The organism is Micrococcus lylae, from assembly GCF_900163825.1.
Classification (GTDB): domain Bacteria; phylum Actinomycetota; class Actinomycetes; order Actinomycetales; family Micrococcaceae; genus Micrococcus; species Micrococcus lylae.
Window position 1 is genome coordinate 22,912 of sequence record NZ_FUKP01000067.1, and the last position, 18,254, is coordinate 41,165.

Sequence of the window (18,254 nt, forward strand, 5' to 3'; positions counted from 1 at the left end):
AATCAGCAGTGACATCGACCGGAAGTAGACAGAGGAGACATCATGGACAACCCCATCGTCTATGTGGTGATCGCCGCCATCATCGTGGTGCTGCTGATCCTCATCATCCTGAGCGTCGTCGCCGGCAAGCGCCGGGCGAACGCCGAGCTCGAACAGGAGCAGCGCGAGAAGAAGGCCGGCATCAAGGACGGCGTGGTCCCGGGCGACGAAGACAAGGTCGCCGGGGCCGACCGCGTGACGCCCCGGAAGAAGGCGACCAAGGACGTCACGGCGGCGAAGGGTGCCGACGGTGCCAAGGGGGCCGATGAGGCCGCCGCGGGCACGGCTGCCGCGGACTCGGGCGCCGTGAAGGCCGGCGGCAAGGACGGCCAGGACCCGGACGTGTTGAAGGACGCCGATGTGCAGGCCGGCGGCAAGGATGTGCAGGTGGACGAGGCCGATGCCGACGCCGCCGCGAAGGTCGGCAAGGGAGGCCCGTGGGACACCCCGACCGCACCGGATGCCAAGGACCCGAGCAAGCGCAAGCCGATCAAGTTCACCGAGGGTGAGAAGGTCTCCGAGGCGGAGACCGCCCGTGAGGGCAAGGCCCCGAACGCCCCGAAGGAGAGCGGCACGGGCAGCAAGACCGCTGCCGCTGTCGCCGGCGGTGCCGTGGCCGGTGGTGCTGTGGCCGGTGGTGCTGCCGCCGCGTCCCAGGACGAGAAGGACGCCGACGAGGGCGGCGCCGTGAAGGCCGACGAGAAAAGCGCCGACGAGGCCGGCACCGTGAAGGCCGACGAGAAGACCGCCGCCCCGGCTGCTGAGCAGAAGGTCGCCCACAAGGACGCCGATCGTGAGGGCGCCGAGCGTGAGGTCGCGGACAAGGGCGCCGTGGGTGCCGGTGCCGAGAAGTCCGGCGTTTCCCAGGACGCCGATGTGCAGGCCGGTGGCCGTGGCGTGACGGTGGACGAGGCCGCAGACGGTCAGCAGGCCGCCGACGTCCCCGAGGACAAGGCCGCTGAGACGGGCTCCGAGGACAAGGCCGCTGAGACGGCCTCCGAGCCGGCGCCGGTGACCGACTCCCAGCGTCAGGTCCAGCAGGCCACCGCAGCCACTGCGGCGGGTGTCGTCGGCGGGACCGCAGCCGCCGCGACCGCCGGTGTGGCCGGCGGTCAGGGCGTGCAGGTCGACGAAGCCGAGGCCGAGACGGGCCAGGGCACCGCCCCGACCGGCAAGGCTGATCAGGCCGACCAGGCCGACGGCGAGCCGGCCCTGGCGATGTCCTCCAAGGACGAGGACCGCATGGCCGCCACTGTCGACTCCGACAAGACCGCCGCGGTCGACGCCGACAAGGCTGCCACTGTCGACGCCGACAAGAAGGAGACCGTCCAGGCCGCCGAGGCCGAAAAGTCGCAGGGCTCCGGCGCAGGCACCGCCGCCGTGGTGGGCGGCACCGCCGTCGCCGGCGGCGCTGTGGCTGCCGGTGCGGCCGCCCACGCCGCCCGGACCGAGAAGGCCGAGGCTCCGAAGGAAGGCACCTACGGCGCTCAGACCCTGACGAGCGGCACTGACGTCCCGGGCACCGAGAAGGACCACGGCGACCTGCTGGACGAGCCCACCGCCGGCCGCACCGCCGACGGCACGAAGATCGAGACCGTGACCGACGAGCAGCTCAAGGCCCGGGCCGAGGGTGACGACGTCGACGGTGCGGACACGGCCGACGCCGCACGGACCGATGCCGGCCGAGCGGACGCCGCGCAGACCGATGCCGGCCGAGCGGACGCCGCGCAGACCGTTTCCGGCCCTGCCGACGCCCCGCAGACCGACACCGCCGACTCCGGACGCGAGACGGCCGCCCAGATGGACGGCTACTCCGTGACCGGCGTGCCCGGCTACGCGGGACCGGTCTCCGAGCGCGCCCGGCGCGAGATCGCCGAGGACGAGGCCAAGGCATCCGCCGCCGGCGCCTCGGACGCCGGTGCAGGCACAGCCGACACCGACAAGGTCGGCGCCGACCAGGCTGATGCGGACAAGGCCGCCACCGGCAATGCCGCCACCGGCAATGCCGCCACCGGCAATGCCGGCACCGACCGTCATGAGGTCCAGTCCGAGGAGGCCCTCGGCGAGCACCACACCCCGGCCGCCCAGGGCCCGGTGTCCGTGGGTGCCTCCGGCACCGCGGCCGGCACCTCCGCCGAGGCCACGGCCTCGAAGCGTCAGGAGGACGGCTCCCTGAAGGAGACCATCGTGGAGACCGCCAAGGGTGCCGCTTCCGTGGCCGCGAAGGGGGCCGCCAAGGGCGCCGAGGCCGGCGCCAAGGGTGCTGTGAAGGGCGCCGCCTTCCTCCGCGACAAGCTGGCCCAGGCCCAGGAGCGCCGCTGGAAGAAGTGATCCGCTGACAGGCGCCGCGGACGCACGCGGCTCCGGACAGACGACGGCCCCCTCACTTGCGAAAAGTGAGGGGGCCGTCGTCTGCCCATGGACGTCCTGCCGGATCAGACGCCCGGGATCTCATCTCCGGCGGCGGCCTTCACGGCCTCCTCGATCTTGGCGCCGGTCTCGGCGTCCACGTTCTTCCAGTACTCGAGGGCCTTGGAGAGCACCGGCTCCTTCACGCCGTCGAGGGCGCCGGCCACGGTCTGCACGAACTCGGCGCGCTCGGCGTCGGAGAACACCTCGCGGACCAGGATGCCGGCCTGGCCGAAGTCGTCGTCGTCCTTGCGGAGCGTCTGGGACTCGCGGGTCATCTCGCCGTCGGCCTCCCAGCCGTTGTCGACGCGGCCCTCCTCGTCGGACCACGAGTGGTCGAAGGAGTTGGGGACGTACTGCGGGGCGTTGCCCTGGTGGTGGTACGTCATCTGGCCGTCGAACGTGTAGGAGTTGACCGGGCACTTGGGCTGGTTGACCGGCAGCTGCGCGAAGTTCGTGCCGATGCGGTAGCGCGCCGCGTCGTGGTACGCGAAGGAGCGGGCCAGCAGCATGCGGTCCGGGGACAGGCCGATGCCCGGCACGGTGTTGCCCGGGGAGAACGCGGCCTGCTCGATCTGCGCGAAGTGGTTCTCCGGGTTCCGGTTCAGGGTCATGGTGCCGACCTTGATGCGCGGGTAGTCCTTCTGGGACCACACCTTGGTCAGGTCGAACGGGTTGTACCGGTAGGTCTTCGCCTCCTCGTACGGCATCACCTGCACGTACAGGTCCCACTTCGGGAAGTTCCCCGCGGCGATGGACTCGAACAGGTCCTGGCGGTGGTAGTCGGCGTTCTCGCCGGCCATCTTCACGGCCTCGTCATTGGTGAAGTTGTGCACGCCCTGCTGGGAGATGAAGTGGTACTTCACCCAGAAGCGCTCGCCCTCGGCGTTGACCCACATGTAGGTGTGGGAGCCGTAGCCGTTCATCTCCGCCCAGGTGCGAGGCAGGCCGCGCGGGCCCATCAGATAGGTGACCTGGTGGGCGGTCTCCGGGTTGTTCGCCCAGAAGTCCCACTGCATGGTGCCGTCACGCAGGCCGGAGTCCGGCAGGCGCTTCTGCGAGCGGATGAAGTGGGTGAACTTCATGGGGTCGCGCATGAAGAACACCGGGGTGTTGTTGCCGACCAGGTCGTAGTTGCCCTCCTCCGAGTAGAAGCGGAGGGAGAAGCCGCGCACGTCGCGCCAGGTGTCCGGGGAGCCCAGCTCACCGGCCACGGTGGAGAAGCGGGCGAGCATCTCGGTCTTGGTCCCCGGCTGGAACACGAGGGCCTTGGTGTACTGCGAGACGTCCTCGGTGACCTCGAACTCGCCGAACGCGCCGGAGCCCTTCGCGTGGGGACGGCGCTCCGGGATGTTCATCCGGTTGAAGTGCTGGTGTGTCTCCACGAGGTGGGAGTCGTGCAGGACGACCGGGCCGTCCGGGCCCACCGTCAGCGACTGGCGGTCCGACACGGCCGGGGCGCCCGACTGCGTCGTCGATCCGGTGGCGTGGGGAGTCTTCTTCTCGATCATGCTCACTCCTTGCGGTTCCGTCCGGGCCGGGCCCGGGTTTCCGCCCTCTTCCGGAGGGCTCACTCCACTGTGTCACCTGGCGTCCGAAGCTGTAAGGGGCGGTGTGCTCCGGCGGTGACGCCCACAGCGAAAGTGGTGCGGGCCGTCGTCGCCGAAGCGGCCATGGACGCACACCGCTGCGAGCGGCGCCACACCCCTGGCTAGGATGGTCCACGGAGCAGTCCGACCAGCCGAGGGTCGGAGCAGCCGACCGCCGAAGGGAAAGCCCGTGACCCAGCCCGATGTGAACACCCTCCCGCTGTCCGAGGTCGATCCAGAGATCGCCGCCGTCCTGGCCGACGAGCTGGGCCGTCAGCGCGGCACGCTCGAGATGATCGCCTCCGAGAACTTCGTGCCTCGCGCGATCCTCGAGACCCAGGGCTCGGTGCTGACCAACAAGTACGCGGAGGGCTACCCCGGCCGCCGCTACTACGGCGGCTGCGAGTTCGTGGACGTCGCCGAGAACCTCGCCATCGAGCGCGCCAAGGCGCTCTTCGGCGCAGAGCACGCCAACGTGCAGCCGCACGCCGGCGCCCAGGCGAACGTGGCCGTGATGACCGCCCTGATGGACCACGGGGACACCATGATGGGCATGTCCCTGGCGCACGGCGGCCACCTCACCCACGGCATGAAGATCAACTTCTCCGGCAAGAACTACACCATCGCCGCCTACGAGGTGGACCCGGAGACCTACACCGTGGACATGGACAAGGTCCGTGAGCAGGCGCTCGCCTCGAAGCCGAAGGTCATCGTGGCCGGCTGGTCCGCCTACCCGCGCCAGCTGGACTTCGCCGCGTTCCGTGAGATCGCGGACGAGGTCGGCGCCAAGCTCTGGGTGGACATGGCCCACTTCGCCGGCCTCGTGGCCGCGGGCCTGCACCCGAACCCGGTGCCGCACGCGGACGTGGTCTCCTCCACCGTGCACAAGACCCTCGCCGGCCCGCGCTCCGGCTTCATCCTCTGCAAGGAGGACCTGAAGAAGAAGATCAACTCGGCCGTGTTCCCCGGCCAGCAGGGCGGCCCGCTCATGCATGCGATCGCCGGCAAGGCCGTGGCCTTCAAGATCGCGGCCTCCGAGGAGTTCAAGGCCAAGCAGGAGCGCACCCTGGCCGGCGCCCAGATCCTGGCAGAGCGCCTCTCCGCGAAGGACATGCAGGACCAGGGCGTCTCCGTCCTCACCGGCGGCACCGACGTCCACCTGGTGCTCGTGGACCTGCGCAACTCGCAGCTGGACGGCCAGCAGGGCGAGGACATCCTGCACGAGGTCGGCATCACCGTGAACCGCAACTCCGTCCCGTGGGACCCGCGCCCGCCGATGACCACCTCCGGCCTGCGCATCGGCACCCCGGCCCTGGCCTCCCGCGGCTTCGGCGAGGCCGAGTTCCGCGAGGTCTCCGACGTCATCGCCGAGGCCCTCAAGCCCGGCGCGGACCTGGAGGCGCTGCGCGGCCGCGTGGCCAAGCTCGCCGACGACTTCCCGCTGTACGACGGCCTCGAGAACTGGTGACCGCCCAGATGACAGCACAGAAGCTGGACGGCAAGGCCACCGCGGCGGCCATCAAGGACGAGCTGCGCGGACGCGTGGCGCAGCTGGCCGAGCACGGCTTCACCCCGGGCCTGGGCACCGTCCTGGTGGGCGAGGACCCCGGCTCGCAGAAGTACGTGGCGGGCAAGCACCGCGACTGCGCGGAGGTCGGCATCCACTCCATCCAGAAGGAACTGCCGGCCGACGCCACCGAGGAGCAGATCCTCGAGGCCGTGCGCGAGCTGAACGAGGACTCGGACTGCACCGGGTACATCGTGCAGCTGCCGCTGCCGAAGCACGTGGACACCCAGAAGGTGCTCGAGGCCATCGACCCGGCCAAGGACGCCGACGGCCTGCACCCGATGAACCTGGGCCGCCTGGTCGCCTCCGTGGGCGGCGACCTGGACTCCCCGCTGCCGTGCACTCCGGCCGGCTGCGTGGAGCTGCTCAAGCGCCATGGCGTGGAGCTGGCGGGCAAGCACGTGCTGGTGGTCGGCCGCGGCGTGACCATCGGCCGGCCCGCCGGCCTGGTGCTCACCCGCCGCGAGGTCAACGCCACGGTGACCCTGGCACACACCGGCACCACCAACCTGGACGAGCTGCTGGCCGAGGCCGACGTGGTCATCGCCGCCGCCGGCTCCGCCCACATGGTGAAGCCGGAGCAGGTCAAGGAGGGCGTGATCGTCCTGGACGTGGGCGTCTCCCGGACCACGGACGCCGAGGGCCGTTCCCGCATCTCCGGGGACGTGGACCCGGCCGTGGCCGAGAAGGCCTCCTGGATGGCGCCGAACCCCGGCGGCGTGGGCCCGATGACCCGCGTCATGCTGCTCGCCAACGTGGTGGAGGCCGCCGAGCGGGACGCCGCCTCGGGCGACTGGGCGGGGGAGACCCGCTGAGCCCGCTGGGCTGACCCGGCCGCCGTCCCCTGTGCGCGTCAGCCACCGTTGGCGGAGTCTCGTCCGCATCATGGTGCCGTCCACGCGTAGGATGCTGGCGTGAGCCACACCACCTCCTCTGCGGGCACCCCCGTGCCCCCCGCCGCCGAGACCGCCACCGAGACCGCCACCGAGACCGCCGCCGGCACCTCGGGTACGTCCGTCATCCGCGCCCGCGGCCTGCGCAAGCACTACGGCGACTTCCACGCGGTCCAGGGCATCGACCTGGACGTCACACCGGGGGAGTGCTTCGGCCTGCTCGGCCCGAACGGCGCCGGCAAGTCCACCACCATGCGCATGCTCGCCGGCGTCTCCCAGCGCACGGCCGGAGAGCTGTCCATCATGGGCATCGACCCGGAGGAGGACGGCCCCGCGGTCCGCGCGCACCTGGGCGTGGTCCCGCAGCAGGACAACCTGGACGAGGAGCTCACCGCCCGGGACAACCTGCTGATCTACGGACGCTACTTCGGCCTGCCCTACTCCTACCTCAAGCCCAAGTCCCTGGAGCTGCTGGAGTTCGCGCAGCTCACGGACAAGGCGGACACCAAGGCCGACGCCCTCTCCGGCGGCATGAAGCGCCGCCTGGTGATCGCCCGCGCCCTGGTGAACGAGCCGCAGCTGCTGCTGTTGGACGAGCCGACCACCGGCCTGGACCCGCAGGCCCGCCACATCCTCTGGGACCGCCTCTACCGGCTGAAGGAGCGGGGCACCACGCTCGTGCTCACCACGCACTACATGGACGAGGCCGAGCAGCTCTGCGACCGGCTCGTGGTGGTGGACGGCGGGCAGATCATGGCCGCCGGCACCCCGCAGGCGCTGATCCGCGAGCACGCCTCCCGCGAGGTCCTGGAGGTCCGCTTCGGCACGGACCGCAACGAGGCCGCCGCCGAGGTGCTGCGGGCCGAGACCCGCGTGCACCGCATCGAGGTCCTCCCGGACCGTGTGCTGCTCTACGGCGACCGTGCCGACGAGCTCCAGGACGCCGTCGCCGCGCTCGCCGCGGCCGGCCGCGTGAGCGCCCCGGTCACCGCGCTGACCCGCCGCGCCTCCCTGGAGGACGTGTTCCTCATCCTCACCGGCCGCACCCTGGTGGACTGAGCATGGCCGAGACCTTCCCGACGACGGCCGCCTCCTCCGGCGGCCGCCCCGCCTCCTCGTCCGCGCGCCAGGATGCCGCAGGCACCGCGCCGGGCGGCACGGCCGGCGCCTCCACGGCGTCCGGCCCGCTGCAGCCTCCTTTCGGTCCGGCCGAGTCCGCGCGCAGGGTCAGGCGCCGCGGGCTCTGGTACTTCGCCGAGCACCAGCTGCGCTCCATGCGCCGCTACGGCTCGGTGCTGGTGGTCAACGCCGTGGGCGAGCCGCTGGTCTACCTGCTGGCCATGGGCCTCGGCCTGGCCACGCTGATCAGCGGTGGGGCCTCCGCCGAGGTGCTGGGCGGCGCCACGTACCTGCAGTTCATCGCGCCGGCGCTGCTGGCGTCCTCGGCGCTGATGACCGCCTCGGTGGAGTTCTCCTACCCGGTGATGGGCGGCTTCAAGTGGCAGCGCACCTACTACGCGCCGCAGGCCACGCCCGTCAGTCCGGCGCAGATCGCCGCCGGCCATCTGACCGCCGTGTCGCTGCGGTTCCTGGCCCAGTCCGCGGTGTTCTACCTGATCATGACGGCCTTCGGCGCCACGGACTCCCCGTGGTCCTGGCTGCAGGTGTTCTCCGCGACCCTCGGCGGCCTGGCGATCGGCTCCTGGATCATGGCGTTCGCCGCGTCCATCCGGGACGAGAAGGGCCAGTTCGCCCTGCTCCAGCGGTTCGTGGTGATGCCGCTGTTCCTGTTCTCCGCCACGTTCTACCCGCTGACCCAGCTGCCGCTGTCCCTGCAGTGGATCGGTTGGATCTCCCCGCAGTGGCACGCCGCCCAGCTCGGCCGCGTGCTGTCCTACGGCATGGACAACCCGGCCTGGCTGACCGCGGTGCACGTGCTCTACCTGATGGGCCTGGCCGCCTCCGGCGCCCTGGTGGCCGTCGCGATCTACACCCGCCGGCTCGGCTGGCGGTCCGGCCGCCCGGACCCGGACGCGGTGGTGACGCGGACGAAGGGGCCCCGCGGTTCCGTCCTGTCTCGCCGCGCCGAGCGCGCCTCATCGGCCCCGGCCGCCTCCGCGTCCTCGGCGGCGGAGGCCGCCGGCGAGGCGACCACCGCCGGCGAGGCGGCAGGACCTGGGGGAGCGGCCGTCGTCGGGACGCCGGGCACCGCCGCCGTCCCACCGATGCCGGAGATCACCGTGCGCACCGGCGCCCTGTCCGGCATGTACTCCGGCAACATCCGCGCCGTGCTGGAACGGGCGTTCCTGTCCCTCAAGTCGAACAACTGGGCGGTCTTCGTCTCCGGCTTCGCGGAGCCGGTGCTGTACCTGCTGTCCCTGGGCATCGGGCTGGGCTCGCTGATCGGCGAGCTGCCCGGCCCGGACGGGCAGCCGATCCCGTACGGCATGTACATCGCGCCGGCGCTGCTGGCGGTGTCCGCCATGAACGGCGCCGTGTACGACTCCACCTGGAACGTCTTCTTCAAGCTGCGCTACGCGAAGACCTACCAGACCATGCTCGCCACCCGCCTCGGCCCCCTGGACGTGGCCCTCGGCGAGATCTTCATGGCCCTGTTCCGCGGCGCCGTGTACGCCGCGTCCTTCCTGATCGTCATGGCGCTGATGGGGCTGGTGACCAGCTGGACCGCGCTGCTCATGGTGCCCGGCGCGCTGCTGGTGGCGTTCGGGTTCGCGGCGGTCGGCATGGCGGTGACCAGCTACATGAAGACGTTCCAGCACATGGACTGGATCATGATCGTGATGCTGCCGATGTTCCTGTTCTCCGCCACGTTCTTCCCGCTGCAGGTGTACCCCACCGGCGTGCAGTGGTTCATCCAGGCGCTGCCGCTGTGGCACGCGGTGGAGATGATGCGGCACCTGGCCGTCGGCGTGGTCACCTGGGCCACCGCCGGGCACATCCTGTACTTCGTGGTGATGGCCGCCGCGGGCCTGGTGTTCGCCTCGCGTCGCCTGGCCAGGCTCTTCCTGCGCTGACCAGACCCTTCCTGCGCTGAGCCGTCAGACGGCGCCGCGCTACCGCTGGCGCTGCACGCCGCGGCGCGCCAGGTCTGCCGCACCGACGGCCAGCACCACGCACCAGCAGGCCAGCACGACCCACAGGGCGTCCACCGCGGCCGCGCCGGAGGCCTCGCGCGCGGAGGCGTCCCGCATCCCGGCGGCGGTCACGAAGTACACACCGGTCACCGCGGCGATGCCGGTGGAGGTGCCGATGCGCTGGATGGTCTGGGAGACGCCACCGGCGGCACCGGCCTCGCGGGGGGCCACGTCGTCCATCATGAGCACCTGGGTGCTGGTCATGATCAGCGCCTGGGACACGCCCTGGGGAAGCAGGATCAGTGCCACGGTCCAGAACGGCCAGGACCCGTCCGTCACGCGCGCGAACGCCAGGATCAGCAGCAGCGCGGAGACCACGGCCAGCACCCCGCCGGCGAACACGAACCATGGGCCGAACCGGTCCACCCGCGCACCGATCCACGCCGAGAGCGACACCACCATCAGTGCTGAGCCGAGGGTGGAGACGCCGGCCAGGAACGGGCTCAGCCCCAGCCCGTCCTGGGCGAACATCGCCACCACGGCGAATGCGGCCGGCATGGCGGCCATGTACACGGTCACCTGCAGGGTGCCGAGGCTGAAGGACGGGCGGCGGAACAGGGCCGGATCCACCATCGGGTACACGCCGGTCTGCACGGCGGTCCGCCGCACCCGCACCTCCCACGCCCACCAGGCGATCACCAGCACGGCGGCTACGGCCAGCAGCCACAGTGCGTCCGTGAGGATGAACGGGAGCATCAGGCAGACGGTCGCGGCGGCCAGCAGCGTCATGCCCACCGGATCCAGGTACTTCAGCCCCCTGGGCACCAGGTCTGCTGAGGTCTGCGTCGGCGGGTGCAGCCAGAGCAGGCCCATCACCAGGGCGGCCAGGCCCAGCGGCACGTTCATCAGGAACAGCCAGCGCCAGCCCCAGTCGTCCCCGGCCACGCCGAGCAGCGCGCCGCCGGCCGGCGGGCCCACCGCCACGCCCAGGCCGATCACGGTGCCGAAGAACCCGTAGGCCCGGCCGCGTGCACGCCCGGTGAAGGAGGACTGGATGACGCCGATGATCTGCGGGTTGAACAGGCCCGCCCCGCAGCCCATGAGCAGACGCGAGGCGTTGAGCATCAGCGCGTTCGCGGCGAATCCGGACAGCAGCGAGCCGATCACGTAGACGAGGATCCCGGCCAGGAACAGCGGCTTGCGGCCCCAGAGGTCGCCGGCACGGCCGGCGGCCACGAGCACCACCCCGTAGGTCAGGGTGTAGCCGGAGAGCACCCACTGCAGGTCCGCGGCGGTGGCGCCGAGGCCGCGCTCGATCGCCGGCACCGCCACGTTCACCACGGACACGCTCATCAAGGCCAGGAACAGCGGCATGAGCAGCACCAGCAGGATGCGGGTCTGCTCCGGGCTGAAGCGCGTGGAGGTGGCCTCCGGGGTCGTCTCGGTCACCGGGACAGGATAGGCCAGGGGCCTCGATGAACGGTTCCGATCGCTTCAGGAGCCTGGCTTGACGAGAAAGAGTTGCGACAGCAAGAAGCTCAAGCTAATGTTCCGGGCAGGGGTCAATTGTGACCAGATGTTATTAAGTATCCATGAGGGTCTTTTAAAGAGAAAAGAATGGAGGGTGCCCATGAGCTCGTGGATCAGCACCTACGCAGGATTCCTGCCCCTGCTCGTCGGCCTCGGCGTGGCCGTTGCCGTCGTCCTGGCCGTCCTGAGGTGGCGGGGGCTGCCGCGCGGCTGGTCCCTGGACCGGGTGACGGCGCTCTGGCTGTTCGTGATGTGGCTCATGGGCGTCGCGGTGGTCACCCTCGTCGGCACCGTCGGCATGGGCGGTAGCTTCGACAGGCCCCTGTCCGACCGCGTGGACCTGGTCCCACTGCGCTCCGTGTTCACCGCCGCGGACGGCGTGGCCGCCACCTCGTACCTCGAGCCCCTGTTCAACATCGCGATGTTCGCCGTCGGTGGGCTTGTGGCGGCGTGGGCCTTCCGCTGGTCCGTGGCCCGCACAGCGGTGGTCTTCCTCGCGCTCGGAGTGGGCATCGAGCTGCTGCAGACCGTGGTCCCGGGCGATCGGTCCATCACCGTCGACGACGTCCTCTGGGCCGTGCTCGGCGGTGCCCTGGGCGCTCTCGTCGCCACCGCGCTCCGAGGCCGGTCCCGTCCAGCCTCCGGCGCCGCGCGCCCGGCCGCGCGCCCGGCCGCGCGCTGAGCCGCGGCGTCCCGCGCCCCGGTTCTCCTCGCGCCCACCGCCCCACGGAAAGGCCAGCGGCACGACGACGGACGGTGCCGTCGTCGGGACGCCTCACCTCGGTCCGGGCCCGAGTGGCACCGGCACCGCCGGTGCGGGAGAATGGAGGCTGATCCCGCACGCGAGCCCTCGAGGAGAGGAAGCACACCCATGGCCAACGCCCTGCCCGGTGCCCCCGGCACGCCCCGCAACGCACGAGGAGGAGGGCTGCAGGTCGGCGGTCTGGGCTTCGCGGTGATGGTCACCGTGCTGCTGGTTGCGCTGCTGTTCGCGGCCAACCAGAACTCGGTCATCGGCTGGCTGCTCGTGGCGATCTCCGCCGGCTGGCTGATCTTCGCGATCGTCGTGTTCCTGCTGATGCGCAGGGGGATCCAGGGCGCCGCCCGCCGCGTGGACTCCATGGTCGCCAACACCGCCCGCCGCCAGGAGGCCCCGGCAGCCGCCGGCGCGCAGACGTCCGCGGACCCGATGCGGGACACCAAGCTGGACCACTCCTTCAAGATCTGCCAGGTGCAGGTGAAGGTGGTGCGCGAGCAGCTCGCCTCCGGCGAGCTGGACCGGGACATGGTGGACCGGGCGCTGGAGACCATCGACATCACCGCCTCCAACGCGCGGGACATGATCAAGGGCGACGACGCCCGCAAGGACGAGGGCGAGGGCCCGGTGTCCGGAACGGTGGTGGGCTGACATGGCGCAGCTGCCCCAGAAGGACCCCGTCACCGGCAAATACCCCGAGCCCGCCGAGGGCGAGCCGATCATCCACGCCAACGCCGGCGCCCCCAAGGCCGAGGGCGCGGTGCGCATCGCCTCGGTCAACGTCAACGGCATCCGCGCCTCCCACCGCAAGGGCATGATCGGCTGGTTCGCCGGCCGCGGCGTGGACATCATGACCCTCCAGGAGGTCCGGGCCCCGCAGGACATCACCGCCGCGCTGGTCCCGGAGATCGTGGACGGCGCCTGGGACGAGGTGCACCTGGTGGACGTGGAGGCCGCCGCCAAGGGCCGCGCCGGCGTGGCGATCGCCTCCCGGTTCCCCATCGAGGACGTCCGCCGCGGCCTGCGGGACGAGGACGGCCACGTCAACGACCGGGGCCGCTGGATCGAGGCCGACGTGCGCCTGCCGGACGGCTCCCTGCTCACCGTGGTGTCCGCCTACGTGCATACCGGCGGCGTCGGCACCCCCAAGCAGGAGGACAAGTACCGCTTCCTGGACGAGATGGTCCGCCGCCTGCCCGAACTCGCCGCCACCGGGAACGAGGTCCTGGTCACCGGCGACCTCAACGTCGGCCACACCGAGCGGGACATCAAGAACTGGAAGGGCAACCTGAAGAAGGCCGGCTTCCTGCCCGAGGAGCGCGCCTACTTCGACCGCTTCTTCGACGAGCTCGGCTACGTGGACGTGGCCCGCACCCTCGCCGGGGACGTGGCCGGCCCCTACACCTGGTGGTCCATGCGCGGCAAGGCGTTCGACAACGACGCCGGCTGGCGCATCGACTACCACATGGCCACCCCGTCCCTCGCGGACCGCGCCACCTCTGCCGTGGTGGACCGCGCCCCGTCCTGGGGCACCCGCTTCTCCGACCACGCCCCGCTCGTGGCCGACTACCAGTACTGAACGCCCCGCCCCGGGGCACCCGCAGCAGCCATGCGCGGCCGCCGCGCAGCACACACGAAGAGACAAGAAGAGCAATGACGAAGAACACCGTGGCCGACGTCCTGGCCAAGGATCCGTCCACCACCGCCCACCTGGCCGGCGCCGGCACCGGCCACCGCGTGCTCTCCGGCATGCAGCCCTCGGCCGACTCCCTCCACCTGGGCAACTACCTGGGCGCACTGGTGAACTGGGTCCGCACCCAGGACGACTTCGACTCCTACTTCTTCATCCCGGACCTGCACGCCATCACCGTGCCTCAGGACCCGGCCTCCCTGGCCCAGCGCACCCGCGTGGCCGCCGCCCAGTACATCGCGGGCGGCATCGACCCGGAGCGCTCCACCCTGTTCGTCCAGTCCCAGGTGCCCGAGCACGCGCAGCTGGCCTGGGTGCTGACCTGCATGACCGGCATGGGCGAGGCGATGCGCATGACGCAGTTCAAGGACAAGGCCGCCAAGCAGGGCACGGACGCCGCCGGCGTGGGCCTGTTGGCCTACCCGATGCTCATGGCCGCCGACATCCTGCTCTACCAGCCGCACGGCGTGCCGGTGGGCGACGACCAGCGCCAGCACGTGGAGCTCACCCGCGACCTCGCCCAGCGGTTCAACCACCACTACGGCGAGACGTTCGTGCTGCCGACCGGCTTCTACCCGGAGGCCGGCGCCCGCATCTACGACCTGCAGGACCCGACCTCGAAGATGTCCAAGTCCGCACAGTCCCCGAACGGCCTGATCAACATCCTCGACGAGCCGAAGGTGATCGCCAAGCGCATCAAGTCCGCCGTCACGGACACCGGCACCGAGGTCCGCTTCGACCGCGACCAGAAGCCGGGCGTGTCCAACCTGCTGACCATCCTGTCCGCGGTGACCCAGAAGCCGATCGCCGAGCTCGAGGCCGAGTTCGAGGGCAAGATGTACGGCCACCTGAAGGTCGCGGTCGCGGACGCCGTGGTGGAGGCCGTGACCCCCATCCGCGAACGGGCCCTCAGTCTGCTCGAGGACCCGGCCGAGCTGGACCGCCTGCTCGCCGCCGGAGCCCAGAAGGCCCGCGAGGTCGCCACCCCGGTGCTCGAGGACGTCTACCGGAAGGTCGGCTTCCTGCCGCCGGTCGGCTGAGTCCTCACTCGTCCTCAAGACGCAGACGCACCGCGGGGATCTCCTCCTGACGGGGGAGGTCCCCGCCGTCGCGTTCCGGGAGAATAGAGTCACCGGGAGATCCACGACGACGGCCGCCCGCCTGCCGTGCTCGGCTCGCCCCGGCCCGCAGCAACCGACGACGAGAGGGACGCATGGCCACCGCAGCGCCGCCGACCGACCCGACCCCACCCGAGGCCCCAGCCGACCGACCAGACGCCGATCCGATCCTGGAGACCGAGAACCTCGTGAAGTCCTACGGCCAGGGCGAGGCCCGCTTCGACGCCCTGCGCGGACTCACCCTGCAGATCGGGCGCGGCGAGTCCGTGGCGATCGTGGGCAAGTCAGGCTCCGGCAAGTCCACGCTCATGCACCTGCTGGCCCTGCTGGACCGGCCCTCCCACGGCGTGGTCGCCATGGACGGACGGCCGGTGTCCGAGCTGAAGGCGAAGGCCGTGGCACAGCTGCGCAACGAGACCTTCGGGTTCGTGTTCCAGCAGTTCTTCCTCAACCCGGCCCAGACCGTGCTGGAGAACGTGGTGCTGCCGCTGAAGATCGCCGGTGTGCCGCGCAGCGAGCGGCGCCGCCGCGGCATGGAGGTGCTCGAGCGCCTGGAGTTGGCGGAGAAGGCGGACAACCGCGCCACCGACCTCTCCGGCGGCCAGAAGCAGCGCGTGTGCATCGCCCGCGCGCTCGTGAACAACCCGACGGTGCTGTTCGCGGACGAGCCCACCGGCAACCTGGACACCGCCACCTCGGCGGTGGTGGAGGACATCCTCTTCGGCCTCAACCACCACGAGGGCATCACCCTCGTGGTGGTCACCCACGATGAGGACCTCGCCGCCCGCTGTCGCCGGCGCGTCGAACTGCAGGACGGGCAGATCGTCTCCGATGCGCCCGTCGCCGCCCCGGCGGCGGGAGCCGCCCCCGGCGGGCACATGGCGACGGCGGACGGAACGGCGAGCCGCGCGGCCGTCGTCGAGAAGGAGGAGGACCGATGAAGACCGCAGACCTGTTCGGCACCGCCCTGACCAACACCCTGCGCTCCAAGCTGCGCACCATCCTGACGGTCATCGCGATCGTGATCGGCGCGTTCGCCCTCACCCTCACCTCCGGCCTCGGCGCCGGCGTCAACCGCTACGTGGACACCATGGTGGAGGGCTTCGGCGCCCCCGACGAGCTCTACGTCTCCAAGCAGGCGGACATGGTCACCGGCATGCCCACCAACAGCGCCCCCGCCGAGTACGACGCGGAGGAGGCTGGGGCCGGCGAGATGTTCGGCATGCCCCTGCTGACGCAGAAGGACGTCGACACCATCGAGGGGATCGAGCACATCAGCGAGGTGGAGACCACCCGCCTGGTGGAGCCGGACTACGTCCAGACGGCCGACGGCAAGAAGTGGCAGGTGGCCTTCATGGGCTCCTCCTTCGAGACCGAGACCGCCTCCACGGCCGCCGGGCGCATGCCCGCCGAGGACGCGGACGAGGTCACCGTCCCGCTCGCCTGGGTGGAGACCCTCGGCGGCAGGGACCCCGAGGACGTGCTGGGGGAGACGGTGACGCTCGTGGCCTCCGACCCGCTCGGCGAGGAGGGCTCCGTGGAGGCCGAGGTGGTGGGGGTGACCGAGACCCTCGCCTCCGGCTCCGGAGCCGGCCCCGTGCCGTCGGTGAAGGTGGAGGAAGCGCTGCACGAGATCCAGACCGAGGGGCTGCCCGAGGAGCAGCGGGACACCTGGTTCAACGCCACCGTGACCGTGCAGGACATGGAGGCCAACGAGGCGGCCGTGAAGCAGGCCCTGGCGGACGAGGGCTACACCGCGCAGACGCTGGAGGACCAGCTGGGCATGATCCGCGGCGTGATCGACGCGGTGACCTGGGTGTTCAACGGCTTCGGCCTGATCGCCCTGCTGGCGGCGTCCTTCGGCATCATCAACACCCTGCTGATGTCCGTGCAGGAGCGCACCCGGGAGATCGGCCTGATGAAGTCGCTCGGCATGACCAGCGGCAGGGTCTTCGGGCTGTTCTCCATGGAGGCCGTGGTGATCGGCCTGATGGGCTCGCTGATCGGCGTCGGAGGGGGGCTGGCCGTGGGACTCGTGGGCAACCGTCTGCTCGTGGACGGTCCGCTCAAGGACGTCACCGGGCTGCAGCTGTTCGCCGTGGAGCCGCTGTCCGTGCTCGGCATCGTGGCGCTGATCGTGGGCATCGCCTTCGTGGCCGGCGCCCTGCCCGCGGTGCGGGCGGCGCGCAAGGACCCGATCACCTCGCTGCGCTACGAGTGACCGGCCCCCGGTCCGCCTGCCATCCTTGGAGGCATGGACATGCACACACGCCGAGACCCCGACGATCCGCGCTGGCTCCTGGACGACCGCCCGCCCCGCTGGGGGAACGTCGTCCGGCTGATGCCCGTGGTGGTGCTGACCGTGGTGGTCTACGCCTTCGCCGTGGGACCGATGCCCAGCGCCCTCACCACGGGCGCAGGGACCCTGATCATCGGCGCCGGCGTGCTCGCCGGACTGATGAAGGTCTCGGACGGTGCCCGCTGGGCAGGCCTGGTCTTCACCGTCCTGGTCATGCTTGGGACCCTGCTGTCCCTCGTCTTCCGCACGGCGGCCACCGGCAGCATCACGATCTTCTCCGTGGTGACCGCCGTGCTGGTGCTGGCCGCCGGCGCCTTCTGGATCACCCAGGCCTTCCACGCCCAGGTCACCGCCTGGTTCAATGCCCGCCGCGACGGCTGAGACGCACAGACCGCCCGAGAGAACCGAGAGGAATCACATGCCCGAGCAGAACGACCGCCCGTCCTACGGGCAGGACCCGGAGGGAAGGGGGCCCTACGGCGTGCCCCCGCAGGGCCAGGACCGGCAGTCACGCCCGGACTACGGGCCGACCGGCCAGGGCGCCTACGGCATGGGCCCGGGCCACCCGCAGAACGCTCACGGCCAGCCGCCGCACGGCGGGTACGGCCAGCCGCCGCAGGGCGGGTACGGCCAGCCGCCGCAGGGGGCCTACGGCCGGCCGCCGCAGGGCTGGCCGCAGCAGCCGCAGCCCGGCGACCGCTACGGCACCACGCCGTACGAGGCCTACGGGAGGCAGCGGCTCGAGGAGCCGCCGAAGTACCGCGCCCTGCTGACCGCCACGCTGGTCTCGCTGGCCGTCTACGTGGTGTCCGCCGTCCCGGGCTTCCTGATGCTCGGGGACGCCGCCGGCTTCCGCTCCATGATCGACGAGTCCATCGCCGAGCAGGGCCGGCAGCTGAGTGCGGACGAGCTGGAGTCGATCGACCAGGTGTTGGGCATCGTGACCGGCATGGGCATGGCGTTCATGGCCTTCTGGATGGTCGTGGTCGTCGGCCTCTACCTGCTCGTGTACTTCGGCCTTCGCGGTCGGAGGAACTGGGCCCGCGTCACCGGCATCGTCTTCGCGATCCTCGCCCTGGTCTTCACGCTCCCGAGTCTGTTCGCCCTGCCCTTCATAGGCGGTGCCGGCATGTTCGCGGCCGTCGTCAGCCTGGTCTCCGTGGCCGTGGACATCTGGTGGCTGGTGCTCGCCTTCAACGGCCAGATCTCCCGCTACCTGGAGCAGCGCGCGCTCATGTCCTGAGCCGTCTGCTTCCCCTGGCACCATG

The 18,254-nt window shown here is 71.1% G+C and carries 15 protein-coding genes; 13 read left to right on the forward strand and 2 right to left on the reverse strand.

Annotation, left to right across the window (positions count from 1 at the left end; all coding sequences use genetic code 11):
- Nucleotides 1–42: 42 nt before the first annotated feature.
- Nucleotides 43–2,370: a hypothetical protein gene (locus tag FM125_RS10125; RefSeq protein WP_087134521.1), complete on the forward strand. Its 2,328-nt coding sequence runs from the start codon at nucleotides 43–45 to the stop codon at nucleotides 2,368–2,370.
- Nucleotides 2,371–2,474: 104 nt separating this feature from the next.
- Here the strand turns inward: FM125_RS10125 and FM125_RS10130 are convergent, their stop codons facing one another.
- The gene (locus FM125_RS10130; RefSeq protein WP_067188009.1) at nucleotides 2,475–3,959 is read right to left on the reverse strand and encodes a catalase; all 1,485 of its coding nucleotides are present in this window, start codon (nucleotides 3,957–3,959) and stop codon (nucleotides 2,475–2,477) included.
- Nucleotides 3,960–4,227: 268 nt separating this feature from the next.
- Between FM125_RS10130 and glyA the strand changes: the two genes are divergently transcribed.
- From glyA to FM125_RS12440, 4 genes are all read left to right on the forward strand, one after another.
- Nucleotides 4,228–5,505: a serine hydroxymethyltransferase gene (glyA, locus tag FM125_RS10135; protein WP_087134522.1), complete on the forward strand. Its 1,278-nt coding sequence runs from the start codon at nucleotides 4,228–4,230 to the stop codon at nucleotides 5,503–5,505.
- An 8-nt stretch (nucleotides 5,506–5,513) separates the two neighbouring features.
- Nucleotides 5,514–6,419, forward strand: coding sequence for a bifunctional methylenetetrahydrofolate dehydrogenase/methenyltetrahydrofolate cyclohydrolase (locus FM125_RS10140; protein ID WP_087134618.1), 906 nt, complete (start codon nucleotides 5,514–5,516; stop codon nucleotides 6,417–6,419).
- A 204-nt stretch (nucleotides 6,420–6,623) separates the two neighbouring features.
- Complete coding sequence (locus FM125_RS10145) at nucleotides 6,624–7,556, forward strand: ABC transporter ATP-binding protein (RefSeq protein ID WP_245830004.1); 933 nt, start codon at nucleotides 6,624–6,626, stop codon at nucleotides 7,554–7,556.
- A gap of 2 nt (nucleotides 7,557–7,558) precedes the next feature.
- A complete protein-coding gene (locus tag FM125_RS12440; protein ID WP_143745337.1) occupies nucleotides 7,559–9,532 on the forward strand; it encodes an ABC transporter permease in 1,974 nt (657 codons plus the stop codon).
- A gap of 39 nt (nucleotides 9,533–9,571) precedes the next feature.
- On the opposite strand, the gene FM125_RS10155 is transcribed toward FM125_RS12440, so the two are convergent.
- Nucleotides 9,572–11,041, reverse strand: coding sequence for an MFS transporter (locus tag FM125_RS10155; RefSeq protein WP_245829972.1), 1,470 nt, complete (start codon nucleotides 11,039–11,041; stop codon nucleotides 9,572–9,574).
- A 181-nt stretch (nucleotides 11,042–11,222) separates the two neighbouring features.
- On the opposite strand from FM125_RS10155, the gene FM125_RS10160 reads away from it, so the two are divergent.
- The 8 genes from FM125_RS10160 to FM125_RS10195 all read left to right on the forward strand — a co-directional run bounded on the left by FM125_RS10160 (nucleotide 11,223) and on the right by FM125_RS10195 (nucleotide 18,229).
- Complete coding sequence (locus FM125_RS10160) at nucleotides 11,223–11,804, forward strand: VanZ family protein (protein WP_180525500.1); 582 nt, start codon at nucleotides 11,223–11,225, stop codon at nucleotides 11,802–11,804.
- A 189-nt stretch (nucleotides 11,805–11,993) separates the two neighbouring features.
- Nucleotides 11,994–12,530, forward strand: coding sequence for a hypothetical protein (locus tag FM125_RS10165; RefSeq protein ID WP_087134524.1), 537 nt, complete (start codon nucleotides 11,994–11,996; stop codon nucleotides 12,528–12,530).
- A 1-nt stretch (nucleotide 12,531) separates the two neighbouring features.
- Nucleotides 12,532–13,458, forward strand: coding sequence for an exodeoxyribonuclease III (locus FM125_RS10170; RefSeq protein WP_087134525.1), 927 nt, complete (start codon nucleotides 12,532–12,534; stop codon nucleotides 13,456–13,458).
- A 74-nt stretch (nucleotides 13,459–13,532) separates the two neighbouring features.
- Complete coding sequence (gene trpS, locus FM125_RS10175) at nucleotides 13,533–14,609, forward strand: tryptophan--tRNA ligase (RefSeq protein ID WP_087134526.1); 1,077 nt, start codon at nucleotides 13,533–13,535, stop codon at nucleotides 14,607–14,609.
- A 173-nt stretch (nucleotides 14,610–14,782) separates the two neighbouring features.
- Nucleotides 14,783–15,628: an ABC transporter ATP-binding protein gene (locus tag FM125_RS10180; RefSeq protein WP_087134527.1), complete on the forward strand. Its 846-nt coding sequence runs from the start codon at nucleotides 14,783–14,785 to the stop codon at nucleotides 15,626–15,628.
- The gene (locus FM125_RS10185; RefSeq protein WP_067188023.1) at nucleotides 15,625–16,908 is read left to right on the forward strand and encodes an ABC transporter permease; all 1,284 of its coding nucleotides are present in this window, start codon (nucleotides 15,625–15,627) and stop codon (nucleotides 16,906–16,908) included. The genes FM125_RS10180 and FM125_RS10185 overlap by 4 nt, the downstream gene beginning before the upstream one ends.
- 33 nt (nucleotides 16,909–16,941) lie before the next feature.
- Entirely contained in the window at nucleotides 16,942–17,367 is a 426-nt protein-coding gene (locus FM125_RS10190) for a hypothetical protein (protein ID WP_087134528.1), read from the forward strand.
- A 37-nt stretch (nucleotides 17,368–17,404) separates the two neighbouring features.
- Nucleotides 17,405–18,229, forward strand: a complete 825-nt coding sequence (locus FM125_RS10195) for a hypothetical protein (RefSeq protein ID WP_087134529.1) — start codon at nucleotides 17,405–17,407, stop codon at nucleotides 18,227–18,229.
- Nucleotides 18,230–18,254: the final 25 nt, after the last annotated feature.